Here is a 19,157-nt window from a genome sequence, read left to right on the forward strand (position 1 = left end):
TGAAGTAACCAGCGTGGTCAAAAGAATATCAGGAAGAACAGAAGATGATGTTCCATATTTATCAATAGCCATTTTAAATATATTTTGAGAGGAAAAAGCACCCAGAAGAAGGCATGAAGAAAAAAAACTATATGATATAAAACGTTTAGATATTAATTTTAAATTTTCTATGTTTTGAGCTAACCAAAGACCACTGAGCCAAAGTGTAAAATATCCTAATATTTCAAATGGATGAAATCTAAAAATAGCTGAAAATATGCCTGATATAATACATACAACTATTGCTATATCAATTTTTATATTTAAATTCCAAATTATTAAAAATAATAAATAAAATATAAATTCATAGTGAAGTGACCACAAAGCAAGATTGTTCTTAATCACAGGTACTAACCATCCTTGCAGGAAGAATAAATGACCTACAATATCTAATAGTTTATAGGTATTTTCTGTAAAAATAAATGTTAAAATCAAAGCAAATAAATAAATCGGATAGAGACGAATTAACCTTCTAATAACATAGTTTTTTGCTTCTTTCCATGTAAATTTATGGGGAGTAGTATAACCAATTACAAAACCAGATAGAACAAAAAATATCAACACTGCAATATGCCCAAATGAAGCAATGGACTTAAAAAATAATGATGGAGAAAAATCAATATTACTTGTAAACCAATAGGCTCCATTAATTAAATGAGTCACTAGAACTACTAAAGCACAAATAGCTCTTAATCCATCTAGCTGTTCAATCCTTTGTTTTCCTAATGCTTGAAATATTGAAGAGTTTTCCATATAAGTTACTTTTCCATTGCCTGATAAACTTGTTCAATTTGCGCGACTGTTATTTGTGGACTACAATAACTTTCAAGCAACTTTCTAGATTTTAATCGCCGTTCCTGCTGCAAAGATGGGTTATTCAGTAACTCTACGGTCCGTTCAATCAGACCTTGGTTATCCTCGCAAATACCAGCGTGAACCCCATCATAAGCTGGGATACCTTCTATACCATTAGATGTAGTTACAACTGGTGTACCTAATGCAAAAGCTTCCATCACTTTAACTTTCATTCCGCTTCCTGCAACAGGTGCATATAACATCACATCTGTATTAGCAAAGTAGGGTAAAGTATCTGGTACATCCTGGTAAATTTCTAAGTCTTTTATCTGGGCAAATCCTGAAAGGGCATCTTTAGCAAACCGCCCAACAATTTGCAGTCTGGCATTAGGAACGCGGCGTTTAATTTCTGGCCATAACTGAGTTAGAAGTCTCTCAGCAGCAGAATAAGATGGTGCCCAGTTAAATCCACCAATCAACCCGACTACGGGTTGCTGGTTTATCTGCTTTTGTTCAACAAATGGATAGAACGACAACTCAATTCCTAATGGAACTGTATGAATCTGAGCTTTAGAGTTAATTTGTACAATATGCTTTGCTAAACGTTCTGATAATGTAATTATTCTGGGAAACGCCTTCAGCAATTTCTGTTCCGCCCGATAGGTGATAAACCGTCTAAAGCGAGTTTCTAGAGAGTTGTTATATTCAAAGGCGCAGTCTAATGAAAATAAATAATGAATATTAATTACTGCTCGTTTCAAATGTTTAATTCCTAGCCAACCACTCCAAATATCTTCTAAATGAAGAATGTCGTAAGGTTTAGTAAGTTCTACAGCTAAATCTTGTTGTAATTCCGAACTGAATACATAGGAATAAGGACGCTGTAAAGTTTCAGCCTTTGCTATTATTCCTTGCCTATTTAGGATGAGATAGCAGCGTAAATCATAATCAGTTTTCGGAAAGAGAGTATTGACTTCAGCAATCTCTTCTAATTTTTTACAAGCAACAAATGCAGTCACGCTATGTCCATGTTCAACTAAACCTTTAAATAAGACATAAAACCATCGAGCTACCGCGCTACCAAATGGTAACGGTGGTACAGGCATAACTAGCAGAATCCGTAATAATTTCATTTCTTACCTATTTAGTATATAAGTTAAGTTTTTTTTGTCGTAATTCACGCTAGTTATTAGTGAAATTATTTAGGTCATATAAATAACTAGGGCATGGGTATTTTATATTTAGGAAGTTGGCTTAAAAATAAAATTATTTATGTAACTTTCTTGAGAATCTACTTCCAAAAAGTTATTTTGTTTAGCTTTTATACTCTGATAAAAATCAACTATTGCTGTCAAAGAAGCTTTGTATATAAAGCTGCATTCATATCCCAAATCAAACATTTGTTCAAAGACATCTTCTATAGATTTACCATTCAGATGTTTTTGTTCAACTTCCATGAGAATTATAGGTTTTTCTGTAAGAATGGTATTACGAGCGCCTTCAATTACTTTAGTTTCATAACCTTCAACATCAATTTTCATAAAAGAAACATCTTTAAACTTATAGTCATCAAGCTTGCGAACTGGAACATCAATACTTATCTGTTCACCTTTTATCTCTCTGAAGCTACCTAATCCAGTAGTTAAGCTACCTAATCCCCTAACTAACTGTGAGTAATCACCCAGACTGGTAGGAACGTGTAAATTTAATGAACCATTAAAATTAGCTAAACCAACGTTGTGGACACTAATATTACAAGCAGATGTTTGACTATAAAATAGTATATTTTCAGTACACCAAGATTGAGGTTCAAAAACTTCGACATGGTCATATATTTGAGCAAGTGCATAACTATATATACCTACATTTGCCCCTATATCAATTGCCCGTTTATGAGTACCTCCTAGCTGTTCAAGGTAAAAAATTTCTTTTTCTAATCGGTTTCTAGTTTTATGATATTGATATTTAATTGGGAGCCTAAATCGTCTGGGAAAAATTTTAATTAATGTTTCTTCTAATTTCATAAAATTTTAGTAACCTAGTATATTATTTCAATTTTTTGTAAAATAGACTTTGCCATATCGTCCCAACTATAGCTTCGTAATTCTTGTGAAAGGTAAGATACTAATTGGCTGTAATGTTCTTTATTCCACCGCCAATTTTGAAGTCGCATTGCCAAATCAACAGCGTTCTCAGGATTAGGAATTAACAACTCTCTCAACTGCAAGGGATAGCGTTCTGCAACTCCAGCCATGATGCTGATTATGCTTGGTAAACCACAACAGAGAGCTTCATGTACTCCCAAGCCATAAGCTTCATAACGACTAGGAGCAACCAAGCAATCAGCTGCCTGTAATAAATTCGGAACATCAGTACGAAAGCCCAGGAAATGAATGCTGGAACTGATGCCTGCAACAGTAGCACGGTGTTGCCATAGTGTAAGTTCTGCGCCAACCCCAATTACTACCAACTCAGCATTCCAATCTGGTGAAGCACACAACTGTTGCCAAGCTCCAAAAAGCGTATCGAATCCTTTACGGCGATCGCCTAAAGCACCAATAAATACTACGATTGCTTTGTCAGTAGGCCATCCTAGTTGCTGACGCAGTGCTAGACGCTCTTTTTGTGTAGCTGGATAAAAGACTTGTGGATCGATTCCATAGTAAACTTTGTGGAGGCGTTGCCCAGGAATCCCCAATCTCTCCATCAAATCTCTTTTTGTCCTATCTGAATTAACGATAATTATCCGCGCGGATTCTAAAGCTTGTCGTTCAGTTTTCAAAAAGAGTCGATGAGAGACTGAACCTTTCAACCAATGTAGCCAGCCAGTTGAATTGTGAGGTCGGTAAGCTGCATGAACATAATGCACCCAGTTGATATCTTTCCATTGGCAGTTACCTCCATTTACTAGCACTCTTCCTTCTACATTTGCCAGACGTTGCGCTAAAATACACCCCATTCTATTCACTAAGGGACTGCTAAATAAATAAGATTTGGCTATCTTGGGTACTTGATGAAATTTAACATTGGGATAAGCTAACAACTCATTCGCTACGTGATGAGCTACTAGATGTACCTCTTGCCCTTGCCTTGCTAAGTAGTCAGCTAAAGCAAAATTAGCTCTGTCCATCCCACCTGTTCTGACGAAATCACCTGTTACCAACAGATAAGACTTCATACTTGAATAGTTTTTAAGAGTTTGTTATTCACAATTTCGCTGTTGCGAGCAGTCACAAACAATAAGGCATTCAATAACCAAAACTCCATCCCGCCCTGACTCATAAATAGAGGGTAGTTGAAAGTAATCGCCACAGCACCGATGTTGTAGGCAAAAATCAACCCACCCCAGAGTGCAAAGTCACCCAATTGGCGATTGGCTGCAATATTCCAAGCAGTTTGACACGCTAAGTAAAGTGCAGCAATATAAGCAAGTATCAATGGTACTCCCCCATCAAGCAGCCATCCTGTCCACTGGATTTCTACCCAAATAGGCTGGGACATCATGTCAGTATTATCGCCAAAATAATTATTTATCATTCCCCAACGCCCCAAACCTGCTCCCAAGGGATACTGAGGCAGAAGGGTCTCAATAGTAGTCTGCAAAAAAGCACCCCGGTTTTGTTGGTAAATCTCTTGAGGAGAAGCAGTAAACAAGCTAGATAATCTTTGCTGTGTCGACTTTCCACCAATCGCAATTGCCCAAAAAAATGTAGCTGCAAATAAGGATGTCACACCCGATACCATCACTGTCAAACGCGCAATTTGACCCGTCCTCATCAACACTATTGCTAAAAAAACTATAGAAACAGCAGCTAATACTAAAACAGAACGGATTTGAGTCAGATAAATGCAAAACAGACCAAGGGCAGCGCTACCGATACTAACAATCCGTAAAATTGGGCTTTTGTGTTTGAGTGCAATCACAATACCAAACAAAAGAGCATAAAACCCAGCAGTTGCTGCCCCTCCGGGTGTATCAGTTAACCCCATCGGTCTATAAATCTGTTCACCATTAGCTAAAGTGATCAATAAGTTGTCTCCCTCGTAAATACTGTTCTGAATAAATGTGGACAGAAATGGTTGAAATTTCCCTGGATAATATACTTGTAAGACTCCAAAACTGGCACTCAGGGTGTGAATACCCCAAATGAGAAACATTAAGCTCTGAAAACCAATAGGGGTAATTTTTAAACTTCTTGCCCAAAAGAGAGGACTAAGAATAGCAAGATACATAGCGCATTGAGCTATTCCTGCCGTTATGGAATTCATGTAGGGATGCAAGCAAAGCTGTAACAGCATGATTGCCAGTACTACAATTGCTGGATTAGTAGCGGGATGTTTGGAACCTTTTGAACCCAACCACATTAACAAAAATATTCCGAAGGCAAAGGAGGTAATTCGCATCGGCACTCGGATAACATTGATTTGTGGGAATAACTGCAATATCTGAATAGTAAACTGTAGCAGGATAAAAGTGTGCGCCCATGTCCAGTTGAGTTTTGTCCATATAGAAGAATTTGATAATGTCTGGCTTTTTTTTATAATCATGAATCTATCTATATAATTGAAAATCATAAATAAACTAAATTATTTTTTTAAATCAAAGCTTATAATTTAGTTTCTTGAAAGGTACTATCTGTAAGAATAGTAGCAAGCCATGAATTAACCTAAAATGATTTAAAGTACTCATTCATAAAGTGCAATATTGTAATTAATAAATGTGTGTATTCTGGTTGTTTTTATCCTAGATAGGCAACTTTTATTAATAAAAGGATTCCGGCTTCAAACTTTTAAAAAGTTCCATAATATTAACCTTTATCTAGACAATATATGGTTACATCTTCAGTTTTTGCCCTATGCAGAGGATATTGTCGCTAAATGCCCGTCCATGAAAACCTGGACTTTTGGGCCAGTGCCACGATGTAAAGGGTATACGACCACAATGGCTGTATTCTATTTGAACTTCAGTTAAACCGCACTCCGTAAATATTCGGATTAAATCAACTTCCAACAATGCAGTTATATGTGTGGGATAAAGACCTGCTGCTTCCTGAAAGGCGTTGAACTGATTTTTTAGTATTAAAGTTAACTTACTGAGTAAACTCAACTGATTAGGCGTGGTGACAATCACTAATCCTCCGGGCTTGGTTAACTTGACTAGTTCTCGTATAAAAGCCCGTGGGTTTTCTAAGTGTTCAATAATTTCAACCGCACACACCACATCAGCATATCCTTCTGGCAAAGGTACTTTAGCAATATCTAAATTAAAGGGAATAAATTTTGTCTGTATTGGTAAATCAGTATAATGCACAGCATCCACACCAACATAGTAGTCGAAGCGATCGCCCACAAATGACCAGAGCTTACCATTACCACAACCAACATCTACGAGTACCCCACCAAGATGTGGTTGTACTAACGTTCGAGATACCATTTGGTAAACAAACTCGCTACTAGTACCGAGGCTTTGTCGCGCTCGGTTTTCAACATCAACTTGTGCTATTTTTTTATTGTCAGTAGATAAAATCATGCCACAGCCTTATTTTCAACAACTTTAGAGAGAATATTGTAAAGCCGAGTTAGTTGGTTTAGAGGATTGCAGAAATGCTCTGCACGTAATTTTCCCCCAGCCGCCAGAGTTACTCTTTCACTAGGATTGCTGATTAGCGACCCTAAAATTTTACTCAAGGCATCGATATCATTTGGTGCAACCAAGCGCCCGCAAGAATCATCAATGATTTCCACTACTCCGCCCATAGCTGTCGTCACTATTGGTAAGCCAGCATAAAGGGCTTCTATAAAAGCAATCCCAAATGGTTCTGCGCCAGTATTAGGTTGACAGTGAATATCAGCAGCAGCAAACAGACGCGGCACATCAGCCCGTTGTCCTAAAAAGCGCACTTGTTCGGTAATACCGAGTTGTTGCACTTGCATCTCCAGCTCTTGCAGATATAGAGCTTCATGAGAGCGTTGCACTCCCCCAGCTAACCAATATATCCAACCTGGTATGTGGCGCAACTGTGCCAAAGCAGAGAGTAACATACTTTGTCCCTTCCACCGCTCTAGGCGAGATGCCTGGACAATAACTATCGCATCATCAGGTGTATTGAGTTCGGATCTCACAACGTGGCGAATCGAGGTATTATTGCCAATATTTGCACAGGTTACTGGTAGATAAAGAGTTTCGCTGTCAATTTTAGGATAGAGTTTTGGTATGCCAGCTTGAGTGTAACGGCTATTGGCAATTACCAAGTCTGGTGGAACCTGTTTAGCCCATTCCTCTAAAGGATGCTTGCTATTAGGCAGATCGTGACACCAAAAGATGAGTGGTAGACGGTTAGCTCTGACAACTGAACCAAAAATCACTTGCGGCCAGCAAGAATGACAAATCACAACGTCGAATTGCTCTTGCCTCAATAGTTGCTCGAGTTGCAACCTAGCTCTCCATACCGTCCAAGGACGACTAACTCGCACGTTGCCCAGCAGATGAACGTTTACATTCAAGCTTCGCAGTTCATTTGCTAATCTACCCTCAAAACACAAAGCGAAGTGGGGCTGCATCTGGACACATAAACTTCGCTCTTTTGCCAGTGTTACCAATAGCGTTTCTATCCCGCCAAATAGGTTTCCTGCATAAATATGCAAAAGTTTCATAGCAAATTTACTGGTTTTTGTATACCTGTATAGTTCCACTGTTCGCTCAAAACTTCTTCATAGAATTTAAAACTTCGTTGAGCCATAGTTAGATGGTTAAAATACTCAGACCGTTTGCGGGAAGCCGTTGCCAATCGGTTACGTAGACCAGGCTCGTAGAGCAGACGTTTCGCTGCTTTAGCTAAAGCAACTGGGTTATTAATTGGTATAGTCAGTCCTTCCTGTTCATGTCGGCTGACCCAAGGGACACCACTACCAGGAATATTGGCATTGATGACAGGACAACTACTCGCCATAGATTCGACTTGAACTAACCCAAATCCTTCACTGCGTACGTTAGAAGGAAACCAAAGAGCTGTCGCAGCATGATAAGCACCTATAAGCTCATCTTCACTCACATGACCTAACCAGACAATGCGATCGCTTACTCCCAGTTTTTCCGCTAGAGTCTTCAGTTCTTGTTCTAGAGGACCAACACCAATTATAATCAGTATCCCTGGTACCAGAGTTAAGGCTTCAATTGCTATATGCAATCCTTTGTAATAGACTAGTCTACCAACTGTTAGCCAGATTAATTCTCCATACTTTTCCTTCAAATAAGAAGTAAAATTCACTGCTTTCTTGTTGGGTTTACTATAATTTTTAAAGTCTATTCCAAGAGGTAGATTATTCAACTTATGGCGATACAACTGCAAAAACCTTGAGCCTTGAATATATTGCAAGCTAGTTGTTAAGATTCGGGAACTTTCACTATAAATTAGATATTCAAAAGGACGTAATACATACTTTAAAATTTTTTGCTTAATAACATCACTATGGTGTGTAATTACTAAAGGTACGTGCCTGCGTAGCATAGTTAAAGCCAAGAGCATTGTTGGATTAGGGGTATGAAGATGAAGTAAGGTATTTGGTTCGTTAAGCAATTGGGAAAGTTGGCTGAGAACTTCTGGACAGAAATCAAATCGCGCAAATGATAAAAGGCGACCAAGTCGTGTAACGTGTACACCGCAATCCATCTCATTAACTGTCTTAGTTTTAGTAAATAAAGGTCTTTGCTTGTCAAACTCATTTACACAAACTACATGGACTTCTGCACCCAAAGCTGCTTGAGATCGAGCCAGAGTTTGAACGTGTGTTTCAATACCTCCTCGGTCTGGAGGATAATATTTAGACAAATGAACTATCCGGTAGTTTAGTGTTTTCAGCATCTAAATTAAATGTGTTTTAGCTATATTTATTGAAGAACAATTTAGAATCAATTAGTGATAGATTCAGATCCGCTACTGATTACAGATCGCTAAGCCTTTGTTTAGCGAGTGTCTTGAAGCTCTTTATTTATCCACCTTTTTCGTTCAAAATTCATTCTGAATTCTGGCTCCTAACTCCTGAATTTTATTTTAAAAAACTTTTCTAATGGCACAATTCATATCAATCGACTCAAGCATGGTATCAGTTCAATGCAATCGTGTTAGGTATTTTGTCCAACATAAATTTATGACTTATAAAAGTTGATTTTTATTTTCAAAACGTTTTTTAGCTTTCCTTTTGAATAACTTAAAAACGTTATTTATCAAAGCTTAAAGCATATTTTTTCAGTTCAGTTTAGCCGTTTTGAGTATAATAGAATGCGTGTTTAATGGTGTTCCAGAAATGGCTGATGCACGAGATGAATTTAGTGCAATGCTCTCAAACTTTTTGCTTTTCAGTCATGCCCGTTTCTCTAATTTAATGACACCAAGTTACTTTGTAATTCGTAGCTCTACGCGTTTAATGAACTCGCTCATCCTGAACTCAGTAATCCTTTTAGCAATCAATGACCTCAAAAAAGGTGTCATCTGTAGCTCTACGCTTTTACTGAACTTACCCATCTCGAACTCAGTAATTTTTCTAGGGTGCTATTAGTAGTCTCAGTAGAAATTGCAAGAGTGGGTGGAAAGATGAGCAGTTACAGATGTTTTCTGATGGTTAAGCCGCAGTAATTGATACTGAGTGCCTGGTGTGGTTAATTAAAAAAAATACTGTAAAGCATTGCTCAACAGTGCGGATGAGCCTGGGAATAAGCATCTGTGAAAGGTTAAGGTAATTGCACTAATGTCTGTGAGGGTGCAGGAAAAGCGGACAAATCCAGTCTGGAGACTGGCTTTCGGAAATATTTAACCATGCTTAGGGAGCAACGCGATTTGGTGAGGTCAGGCAAAAAGGTGCGATGCCTTCGGCGGGCTGCGCCTACGCTAAAAATGATATTTAAGTACAGAGTAATTTTATTTACATCCAAAAATCCTGTCTCACAGGAGAATTCATCTTGATGAGATATCTCAAAAAGATTACTAGCAGGTCATTTGACGATTATTTCCAAAAATATCTGCAATCAGTTTTGATATTTAGTATCAATTACACTATAAAATCACTTAAATAAGGAATTTTACCTTGCTCATTCACTACGTAAATAGTTAATAGCTTAGGCTCAATCCATTCTCCTGTAAAGCCTCTACGATTAGTTTTAACCCTACGTCTGCCTTTTTTAGGTATGCGAATACGTGTACGCCCACCATCCACAGCAATTACAACACGTTGATTTTGAAGAGTATTTAAGTTAGATAAATTACCAGATTTTAAATCATTTAACTTGTTATTACGTAAATCTATCCCCAGTTGACCAAAATAATATGTTAGTCGTTCTATTCGTTTTAAGCGGTGGATTTATTCCCCAATCAATTAGGATTCTACGTGCAGCTTCAAAAGAGCCAGCGATTGCACCATATTGGGCAACAACCAAGCCCCGCAAAGAGCAATCAGAATCTACTTAATACTGTAGATTTTCATATCTGAAGTCTGTTTCTTTTCAACTCAGCCTAGCTGAGTCTTTTCTTGCTGCCATAGTCTAAACTCCAGTACCAAAACAATCACCGACTATTGCTTGTATATCCTCTTGTCTATCCCCTAACTTTGGTAGTTTTTGGAGCTTGTTTGAGAACTAGTAATTTGTTCAATACCTTTGTTCGACAAGCATCTCCTAAATTACCATTATTCAGGATACTGTATTTTTAAAAGAGCCGCACCCAATTGATTTTAATTATGCAAAGAATTATAGGCTTCATTGAGTTTAGTTGCTGATTCTTTTAATAAGCGTTGTTCATGAGCATTTCTTGATAACAGCAGTTGGCGCTCAATACCTGTTGAGCCAATGATACATGGAAGTCCAAGAACAACTTCACTGCCAACTCCATAGTTAGAATCTGCTCTGGTCGATATTGGAAATATCTGCTTTTCATCTCGCAGGATGGTATCAACTAACTGACAAACTACTGTTGATATACCATAGCTTGTATTTCCTTTGCGTTCAAAAATGTTATAGCCTCGTTTACGAGTTAACTGTGTGTACTCTTGCTGAATTTGTTCTAGCGTTGCTCCTTGTGGTATGGGAAATTCAGTTAACAGAATTCCCCCAATAAATGCACTAGACCAAACGACAAATTCACTGTCTCCATGCTCTCCAATCACATAAGCATGAACGTCTTGTTTTGCAACATTCAGTCGCTTTCCAAGTTGATATCTCAGTCTAGCAGTATCAAGAACGGTTCCCGAACCGAAAATTAGGTTTTCTGCTCTGGTGGAAGTAGCGATTGCAATCCGCGTGAGTACATCCACTGGATTGCTAACGATAAGTACGATTGAATTTGGTGCAACTCGATCCAATTCTTTGATTGTCGAACGTATAATCTCTGCATTGTCGCTCAATGTATCTAATCGGGTCTGTCCTTGTTTTGGCTGCACCCCAACAGTCACAATAATGATATCTGAATCAGCTAAATCTTCATACTGATTTGATGGTATAATCTCCATCTCTTTAAGTAGAGGAATGCTGTCTTCAATATCCCATACTTGTCCTTCAGCTTTTGATAAGGTTCGGTCAAAAAGGACAACTCTTACACATCTACCGAGTAAAACTAAAGCATTTGCAACGTTTGCACCTACATTACCTGCACCAATAATACCGACTTTAGATGTTTTACTAATCATGCTATATCTACTTTATCTTCAAGAGTGAAATGTCGTTTATTTGGTAAGTCCTTGGGTCTGCAATTGCTGTCTCCTTACAACTTGGAAAACAATATATTTAACCCTTCGGTCATCGTGGGATGAGTCAAAATACCATCGCGCAGAACGGTGTAAGGCATCTGAGCTTGCATCACCATCTGCACCGTTGAAATCACTTCACCTGCTTCATGACACAACAAGGAACACCCTAGAATACGACCCGTATCTGCATCCACGATCGCCTTTAGAAGTCCATCAGTTTGACCGAGTGTTCTCGCTCTAGGAACGGTTGATGCATCCACTTTCGCCACGCGGATAGCATATCCTTGTTGCTGTGCTTCAGTTTCAGTCAAACCCACATGAGCCAGTTCTGGATCGATGAATAAACACGATGGAACCAATCGATCCCGTGTACTGCGATCGCCTCCATCAATTAAATTAGCTTTGATAATGCGATAATCATCGAGCGATATATGAGTGTATTGCGGGCCGCCGTTGATGTCGCCTAACGCCCAAATCCCCGGAATGTTTGTTTCTAAGCGATCGTTGACTTGAATAAATCCGCGTGTATCGGTTGCCACACCAGCAGCAGCTAAATTTAAGCTCTCGGTATTGGGCGCACGACCAACGGCGACGAGCAAATGCGACCCCTGGAGGGTGATTTCACGATCAGCAACTTGGATTTGCAGGATGGTTTGATTACCAGTGCGATCAACCCTCAACACCTTCGCCTTCAGCAAGAATTCAATACCATCTTGTTCCAGCAATGTTTGAACTGCGATCGCTATATCTGAATCTTGCTGTGACAGAATTTGCTCACTTTGCCCAATGACAGTAACGGCAGAGCCAAAGCGCCGAAACATCTGGGCAAACTCTAAACCAATATAGCCATTACCGAGAACGATCAGGTGTTCAGGCAGGTGTTCTAGCTCCATAATTGACTCACTTGTCAAAAATCCAGCTTCTGTGAGTCCGGGTACAGATGGAATTAATGGTCGTGTACCTGTATTAACAAACAATCGTTCGGCGGTAAATACGCGAGTGTTCCCGTCAGCCGTTGTCACTTCAATTGTTTTGGGAGCAACAAACCTTGCTGTGCCAACAATCAAGTTGTTATGGAGAGCCGTTTCTAAATTGTGCAAGTTCATTTCACGCGCAGATTGCACAACCGCTCGTTTGCGTTGGATCACCTCTGCTAAATTAACGGTGGGTGTGTTGCTTTGAACCCCATAAGCAGCACTGTTTCGCACTGTGTTTGCTACATTGGCACTCGCCACCATAGTTTTAGTAGGAATGCAGGCAATATTAATGCACCCACCACCAATCATATTTAAACTGCGTTCAACCAGAGCGGTTTTACGTCCGTCAGCGACTAACGCTGGTGCAAGTGTTTTACCCGCTTTGCCGCAGCCGATAATAATGTCGTCATAGTGTTGAGCGTTCGCTTCCATATCCTTTGAGTTTGATAAGGTGAATACGATTTATAGAAGGTGTTATGAATTTTAGAAAAAACTGACTAAGAGGGTTTTAGCGATAACGTATTTGGCGAGCGTAACTCAAGATGCTTGCCCTAGCTGGGTTGACAAAAAGTGCATAACACCTGCTAGAAGATTCAACTTTTTCTACAAGTTTGCTTCATCAAGATACGGTTGTTTTTATACACCTCTAAAGTTCCAGACTGCGGGTTATCCAACGTGCCATCCCACACCCAATATTGATAAATTCCACTCCGAAACTTATACACTCGAACACCTTCTGTCGCTTGGCTAGTTCCTTTGCCCAAACTTAAATTACCGTTGGGACTAGTGGCGCGATAAAGCAGTTCACCTGAAGTATAATTCTGCCAAATATTTACGTTGTAGCCGCCCCGGCATTTCGTACTTAGGAGGATACCAGCAGTAGAATCAGCAGAAGCAGGTAAGGAAAAATTAGCTAAGATACTTATTGGCAGAGCAAAAAGTAACGCGGATGTTTTCATAAGTGTTGTAAAATTGATGAGTTTGACATTAGTCCATTGCTGCTACAACTTCATCTGTAGACAGGACTTTCAGGGTTAGGTGTGTTCCAAGCATCCTCTGCGATTCGGGCTTTTTGGATAGCGGATTTATTATCGAAAGGCGGCAAGGGTAGTCGAGGATTTTCAGGGTTGTTCATAGTTATGTAAGCAGTAGAATCGCGATTCTCGTTCCGAGAGGCTTTGCCAACGTCTCAGCATGGTTGTATTAAAATTACAGCAGATTTCAAGTTGGTGAAGTACATAAACTAAGTCGTAAAGTTAGGTATGAATCCTGTTTTACTTCTGGATTCTGAATTCTGCTGTAAGTGCGTGCCGACCGAATTACCTCAAAAGCAGTTTGATACAGTTCAATAAATACCATCTGCGATGTGCAGCGTTTCCCCAGATGCCGCCGTCACAATTGCGGTTTTTCCGTCTAGTTTTTTCATGATGATTTTTTAGGATCGGGCAGCGTGAACTTCACAGTTTCACTGGTGATTACTTTGTGCGTGGGGTCAGCTAGTTCGATCAGCACCTTGTGCAGACCAGGTTCCAGTCCGACCAGGATAATGAGTAAACCTAAATTCAGATCGTTTGGGCTTGTCGAAGCTTGCGTGTGCGGTACTCATGAGTGCCATTTCTATGAAAATGCTTGCTGCCGCCGTTAAGAGAAAGCGGCGGCGGTTGTGTTTAATTGCTTTGAGCATAGGGTTGACTCTTTGGATTGATTAATGAGGCGATTGCACAAAGCACAGTCGCTTTACCCTTTTCCCCTACGCTAAATCGGTAAGCAGAGGAGCGATGGAAGAGCGTCTTTTCCCTTCTCCAAAAACATTAATCGCATCCTATTGCAGATATTTTTTCAATTGGGCAGCAGCTTGAACAAATAGAGAACGGGTTTCTGGCAACTCGGCTAAACCATTCAGTAGTCCGAAGTCATGAATCATACCGTTGTACTGCACAGTTGTTACCTCAACCCCAGCTTCATCGAGCTTGCGTCCATAGGCTGTGCCCTCATCATGCAAGATATCGCTCTCTGCAACCACAATTAACGCCGGAGGCAAGCCTTTGAGTTGCTCAACCGTCGCCTGTAGAGGAGAAGCATAAATGTCTTTGCGCTTTTCTGGGTCAGCGATGTACATGTCATACATCCACTTCATCGTTGGTACAGTCAGAAAACGCTGATCGCCAAATTCGTGATAAGAATTCGTTTCAAAATCCGCATCTACAATGGGCCACATGAGGATTTGCAGCTTGATGTGTGGCCCTCCTTTTTCTTTCGCCTTCAAAGCAGTGACAGTTGTCATGTTACCGCCGACACTGTTGCCAACGACTGCCAGATTCTTACCATCCACCCCAATCTCCTCACCATGCTCGGCAACCCATTTGGTCGCAGCATAAATCTCATTGATCGCCTGTGGATATTGAGCATCTGGCGTGCGAGTGTAGTTGACAAAGACACTTGCAAACCCTGAAAGCACAACCAGATCGCGAACCATGCGCTTGTGTGTTGGGTAATCACCCAGCACCCAACCACCACCATGAATAAAGATGAAAACAGGCAATGTGCCTTTGACCCCTTCAGGTCGTACAATATTGAGGGTAATTGAATAACCCTCAGCAGTAATCGTCTTTTGAGACTCTTCAATGCCTGAAAGGTCTACTGAAACCGAAGCCTGTGCATCTACAAGAACTTGACGTGCAACGAGCGCTGTGAGTTTCTCCAGCGCCACACCCCCTGAATTCAGCACTTGCAAAAATTCCTTCGTTCCTTTTGAAAGACGCGGATCATCCGCAACTTCCAGAATTTTTGCTGCTTGCGAGTTTGCTTGAGAAACCATAACATTCTCCTTTAATGAATTGTAAACAATCTGTTGAGATGGCACTGTTAAGTTAATTGATTTAAAGCTGCTGCTTGATAAGTAGTAATTGTATAATGACAATTACTTTTTATCGACATAGTTTAAGAGCCAAAACTATTTGTTACTAGTGGTTAGCTTGGTATTCTCTACAACGTGAGTGGTTAGAAAGCGACGAATATGGTCTGCGATAGCGAAGCGCTGCTGCGAAGCGCAGATCGCTTCCCCATCCTTTTCCAGGGCAAAATGTCCGGTATCGAGTAGATGGAACTTAATGTCTTTCAAGTCACCCTGGTAGGGATAAGCTTTTACGACAGGTTAATCTATCTCACATCCTGACGACGAATCTGCTCCTGAAAGTAGTCCCGCCAGCCTTCGGGTAACGCTTCAAGTTAAGCTGCACGATGCAGTAACTCTGGATTGTTTCGCTCACGAACATAAAGCTGAATGATATTAACAACAGTAATATTGTTAGGGGAGCAATGCGATTTTGTGAGATGGGTAAGCAGGGGAGGCAGGGGAGGCAGGGGAAGAGAAAGAAATAAGTGTAGAAGCAGTCGGTTTCGGTAGTAAAAAATACTAAAAATGCCTCTTTACTCCCCCTGCTCCCCCTGCTCCCCCTGCCTCAAGAGCCTATTTCACGAGGATCTCACTTTTTCGCGTTGCTCCCTATTGTTAGTATCTCGACTCACCAACTCTAAAGTGTCTCCGACTCCAACTTCGCCCTCTTGCAAAACCCGAAAGTAAAATCCGGTGCGACGACTGGCAAGAAATCGTTTCACCATATCCGATCGCCCAAAGCGAATCCCTAGTTTGTAACAGGTAAGCGCGGTTGAGTCACCATTAGTTCCACACTACCGATTTTAAAGCGAGAGCGCGATCGCGCACACTTCGTGAATGCCAATGTTCAGCTCTTCTTCTTTCAATCCTGTGACTGTGAAATTTTCACCAAAGATACCGAGTGTTAGCTCTGTGTCAGGCAATTCGTTTCGCCAGTAATTATAATGCTCAAAAGGATAGACATATACAGCTTTGTCAACTCCACCATGAACAGTGAGATCCGCTTGCCGATCGCCGTCTAAATTGAGCGATCGCACTCTCACCCGTTCGCTAACTGGCTCTTTAAAAATTCCAGTGCTAACTGTTTTTCCTTTCCAGATTACTTCACGTGGAAGTCCTACGTTGACAGAGATGAGTTTCATTTTTAGCTCCAAAGTTTTGGATTGCATTCAATTAGGGCAGCCAACATGAGATGTTTATTGGAGTGCTTGATTGATTAAAGGTGTAATGACCACAATGTTTTTGACCAAATCATTGGAGAGAGAGCCGATTTTTCACGGGAAGTCTTCAATCCCCCAAAAAGCGTGGCTTTTTCCACAGGCTCATTCTCAATAACTCTGAGTTAATGAAAATAGTTAACGGAGAAATCAGGGCTTGGGAAACCATCAAAAGTGAAAAGTCAATTTGGTGATGGATATTTTTAGGGTACTTCAAATCTGTGCCATACCGCCATCGACAAACAACTCAATGCCGTTCACAAAACTGCTGTCGTCTGAAGCTAGGAAAACAACGGCTTTGGCAATCTCATCGGGTGTGCCGACTCGCCCTAATGGAATGTTGACAGCTTGACTATCCACGAATTCCTGCACCTGCTCATCACTTAGTCCCAGGAGATTGTAGCCAGCAGTAGGCACGACACCAGGGCTGATAGCATTCACCCGAATCTTGCGCTCTTTGAGGTCGAGTATCCAATTCCGGGCAAACGATCGCACGGCGGCTTTGGTTGCGCTATAAACGCTGAATGCTGGTGTAGCGACGGTAGAAGTGGTCGAAGCGTTTAGAATGATCGAAGCACCCTCTGGCAGCAGAGGCAGCGCCTTCTGTACGGTGAACAGCACCCCTTTGACGTTGATGTTGAATGTTTTGTCAAAATGTTCTTCAGTGATTGATCCGAGTGGGGCAATTTCTCCACCACCAGCATTGGCAAATATCACATCAAGATGTCCTTGCTCTTGCTTGATCGTAGCGAACAGGCGATCGAGGTCTGCCAGATTAGAAACATCGCTCTGCACAGCCGTGACGTTTTTACCAATGGCTTCTACAGCAGCATCCAATTCAGTTTGGCGACGACCCGTGATGAAGACATAGGCACCTTCAGCGACAAAGCGCTTAGCTGTGGCAAGACCGATGCCGCTGTTACCGCCAGTGACAAGAGCGACTTTTCCTTCTAGTTTTTTCATAGGATTAGACCTCATGGGAATTTTGGGTTTGTGTGAATCATTGAAGATTTTCTGTTGAGTGCAGTACGGTCAGGGTGTGGGTGTAAGGAATAAAAGTGAGACGCGCTATATCTGCACTTAGGAATGAGAATTAAATAACAACAAACGACAAAGGCTCAACGGGCAGGATTAGCCACTTATTGCTAGTCTTGGGATGATTTGGTTTCTTACCCCACGTTTTTCTGAAGCACAACCGATGTCTATCAAGGCACCGACGCGCCCTGTAGATTCGATAGCACGCCGAGCTGAGCCAAGATGACTGACATTTCGTTGTAGCAATCGAACAACTTGACTTTCCCGTTTACGAGCCTAAATATATCGCAGCACGGCGCGTGCATCGTCTTGCCTGAGGCGGGGATGGTACCGATAGGCAAGGTAAGTGGCCCTGTGTGCGTTCCCTGCAATGTCAGCTCGACGATGACAACATCACCCACGACGTGCAGGTGGTGGATTTCCCGATGCATATCGGGAAAAGCCTTCGACATCACAGCGACTGGCTTCCACAACTCGTCCAGGCCGCGAAAGATGATGCCCGACGACATATCGACAAATTCTCCGTCCTCTGTGAAACAGGCAACAAAATCCTTCAGATCCTCGTACTCAGCTTCTGCCACATGGTAGAGGTGGCGAATTGCTTGCTCATTGTTCGTGGCCATTTCAGTTCCTCCTTCGTTAATATCCAGCCTGGCAACATAGCATGGTTCGTCGGGCAAAGGGTGATTGTTCTAATCTCTAAGGGATATCTCCAGGTGCACCCAGAATTTCGTCGCCAATTTCGGTAGATATACGAGTGAACAATTCCATGTCAGGTGCCTCATCCTGGTTTAACGTCCCTGTTGCTTCAATGAGGCGAGCAAAGGCACTGGGCGAAGCAACGACTAACCCGCGAGCTGGTTGGTCACTGAGTGCAGCAACAACATGGGGTATACCCATCGGAATGAAGGCACTTTCACCTGCGCCTAGCACAACCTTATTCTTACCAACCCAGACAGTGAACTCTCCTTCCAACACATAGAGTTGTTCTGAATAGCGTGTATGGCGATGGGGTGGAGTCTGTGCACCAGGAGGGAAATAACCCTCAATCAAGTCATATTTACCGTCTGTTGTGGTGTGATCGGCGACGATAGTAAGGTAGTTATTAAGAAGCCAAAATGATTTTGTCATGGAAGTACTCCTTCTAATGAATGAATTGTGTTATGAATCGCAGAAAACCTCTCTAAGAGATTGAACGCTCAAGCTTGCAGATCAGATAAAACAAACAGGGTGTTGGGTGCAATTGGATGGGGAAATCTCCTAGAGTCAATAATTAGGTCTGTTCTATTTGTATGTACCGAGAAACTGCTTTTGTTAAAATTGGGATTACTTCACCGCAGTGCTTGCCGCTTCAATCACTTTGGCAACCTCTTTTGGATGAGAGATAAAAGGAACATGACTGGAGTTAACTTCGGTTGTCTTAGCACCAATCCGTTTAGCCATAAATCGTTGAAGTTCAGGGTT

The 19,157-nt window shown here is 41.1% G+C and carries 18 protein-coding genes and 2 pseudogenes; all 20 read right to left on the reverse strand.

Features of this window, described 5'->3' with window-relative positions; genetic code table 11:
• Positions 1 to 792: acyltransferase family protein (locus V7K42_RS28270; protein WP_334920960.1), on the reverse strand; the 792-nt coding region annotated here is incomplete at its 3' end.
• Positions 793 to 797: 5 nt separating this feature from the next.
• Positions 798 to 1,967 carry a glycosyltransferase family 4 protein gene (locus tag V7K42_RS28275; RefSeq protein WP_334920962.1) on the reverse strand — a complete coding sequence of 390 codons (1,170 nt, stop codon included), beginning with the start codon at positions 1,965 to 1,967 and terminating at the stop codon, positions 798 to 800.
• A 108-nt stretch (positions 1,968 to 2,075) separates the two neighbouring features.
• On the reverse strand, positions 2,076 to 2,858 hold the full coding sequence (locus V7K42_RS28280) for an FkbM family methyltransferase (protein ID WP_334920964.1): 783 nt from the start codon (positions 2,856 to 2,858) through the stop codon (positions 2,076 to 2,078).
• A gap of 14 nt (positions 2,859 to 2,872) precedes the next feature.
• Positions 2,873 to 4,012, reverse strand: coding sequence for a glycosyltransferase family 4 protein (locus V7K42_RS28285; RefSeq protein ID WP_334920966.1), 1,140 nt, complete (start codon positions 4,010 to 4,012; stop codon positions 2,873 to 2,875).
• Entirely contained in the window at positions 4,009 to 5,382 is a 1,374-nt protein-coding gene (locus tag V7K42_RS28290; RefSeq protein WP_334920968.1) for a hypothetical protein, read from the reverse strand. Before V7K42_RS28290 ends, V7K42_RS28285 begins: the two co-directional genes overlap by 4 nt.
• 286 nt (positions 5,383 to 5,668) lie before the next feature.
• The gene (locus V7K42_RS28295) at positions 5,669 to 6,364 is read right to left on the reverse strand and encodes a class I SAM-dependent methyltransferase (RefSeq protein WP_334920970.1); all 696 of its coding nucleotides are present in this window, start codon (positions 6,362 to 6,364) and stop codon (positions 5,669 to 5,671) included.
• Positions 6,361 to 7,488, reverse strand: a complete 1,128-nt coding sequence (locus tag V7K42_RS28300; protein ID WP_334920972.1) for a glycosyltransferase — start codon at positions 7,486 to 7,488, stop codon at positions 6,361 to 6,363. Before V7K42_RS28300 ends, V7K42_RS28295 begins: the two co-directional genes overlap by 4 nt.
• Positions 7,485 to 8,696 (reverse strand): glycosyltransferase, encoded by a 1,212-nt coding sequence (locus V7K42_RS28305; RefSeq protein WP_334920974.1) that lies wholly within the window; start codon positions 8,694 to 8,696, stop codon positions 7,485 to 7,487. The genes V7K42_RS28300 and V7K42_RS28305 overlap by 4 nt, the downstream gene beginning before the upstream one ends.
• A gap of 1,213 nt (positions 8,697 to 9,909) precedes the next feature.
• Positions 9,910 to 10,258: pseudogene (locus tag V7K42_RS28310) on the reverse strand (ISLre2 family transposase); the annotation flags it as partial.
• Positions 10,259 to 10,557: 299 nt separating this feature from the next.
• Complete coding sequence (locus V7K42_RS28315) at positions 10,558 to 11,508, reverse strand: L-lactate dehydrogenase (RefSeq protein WP_334920976.1); 951 nt, start codon at positions 11,506 to 11,508, stop codon at positions 10,558 to 10,560.
• Positions 11,509 to 11,582: 74 nt separating this feature from the next.
• Positions 11,583 to 12,977 (reverse strand): mercuric reductase, encoded by a 1,395-nt coding sequence (locus V7K42_RS28320; RefSeq protein WP_334920978.1) that lies wholly within the window; start codon positions 12,975 to 12,977, stop codon positions 11,583 to 11,585.
• 161 nt (positions 12,978 to 13,138) lie between these two features.
• Entirely contained in the window at positions 13,139 to 13,504 is a 366-nt protein-coding gene (locus V7K42_RS28325) for a hypothetical protein (RefSeq protein WP_334920980.1), read from the reverse strand.
• Between the two features lie 50 nt (positions 13,505 to 13,554).
• A complete protein-coding gene (locus tag V7K42_RS29055) occupies positions 13,555 to 13,680 on the reverse strand; it encodes a DUF1348 family protein (protein ID WP_442938644.1) in 126 nt (41 codons plus the stop codon).
• A 287-nt stretch (positions 13,681 to 13,967) separates the two neighbouring features.
• Entirely contained in the window at positions 13,968 to 14,111 is a 144-nt protein-coding gene (locus V7K42_RS29060) for a DUF6130 family protein (RefSeq protein WP_442938645.1), read from the reverse strand.
• 256 nt (positions 14,112 to 14,367) lie between these two features.
• Positions 14,368 to 15,408, reverse strand: coding sequence for an alpha/beta hydrolase (locus tag V7K42_RS28330; RefSeq protein WP_334920982.1), 1,041 nt, complete (start codon positions 15,406 to 15,408; stop codon positions 14,368 to 14,370).
• A 90-nt stretch (positions 15,409 to 15,498) separates the two neighbouring features.
• A complete protein-coding gene (locus V7K42_RS28335) occupies positions 15,499 to 15,666 on the reverse strand; it encodes a hypothetical protein (protein WP_334920983.1) in 168 nt (55 codons plus the stop codon).
• A 353-nt stretch (positions 15,667 to 16,019) separates the two neighbouring features.
• Positions 16,020 to 16,610: pseudogene (locus V7K42_RS28340) on the reverse strand (MOSC domain-containing protein).
• Positions 16,611 to 16,871: 261 nt separating this feature from the next.
• A complete protein-coding gene (locus tag V7K42_RS28345) occupies positions 16,872 to 17,621 on the reverse strand; it encodes an SDR family oxidoreductase (RefSeq protein WP_334920989.1) in 750 nt (249 codons plus the stop codon).
• Positions 17,622 to 17,863: 242 nt separating this feature from the next.
• Positions 17,864 to 18,373, reverse strand: coding sequence for an ester cyclase (locus V7K42_RS28350; protein ID WP_334920985.1), 510 nt, complete (start codon positions 18,371 to 18,373; stop codon positions 17,864 to 17,866).
• A 19-nt stretch (positions 18,374 to 18,392) separates the two neighbouring features.
• Complete coding sequence (locus tag V7K42_RS28355; protein ID WP_334920987.1) at positions 18,393 to 18,824, reverse strand: cupin domain-containing protein; 432 nt, start codon at positions 18,822 to 18,824, stop codon at positions 18,393 to 18,395.
• Positions 18,825 to 19,157: the final 333 nt, after the last annotated feature.

Source organism: Nostoc sp. (assembly GCF_036917455.1).
In the GTDB taxonomy this organism is placed as follows: Bacteria; Cyanobacteriota; Cyanobacteriia; order Cyanobacteriales; family Nostocaceae; genus Nostoc.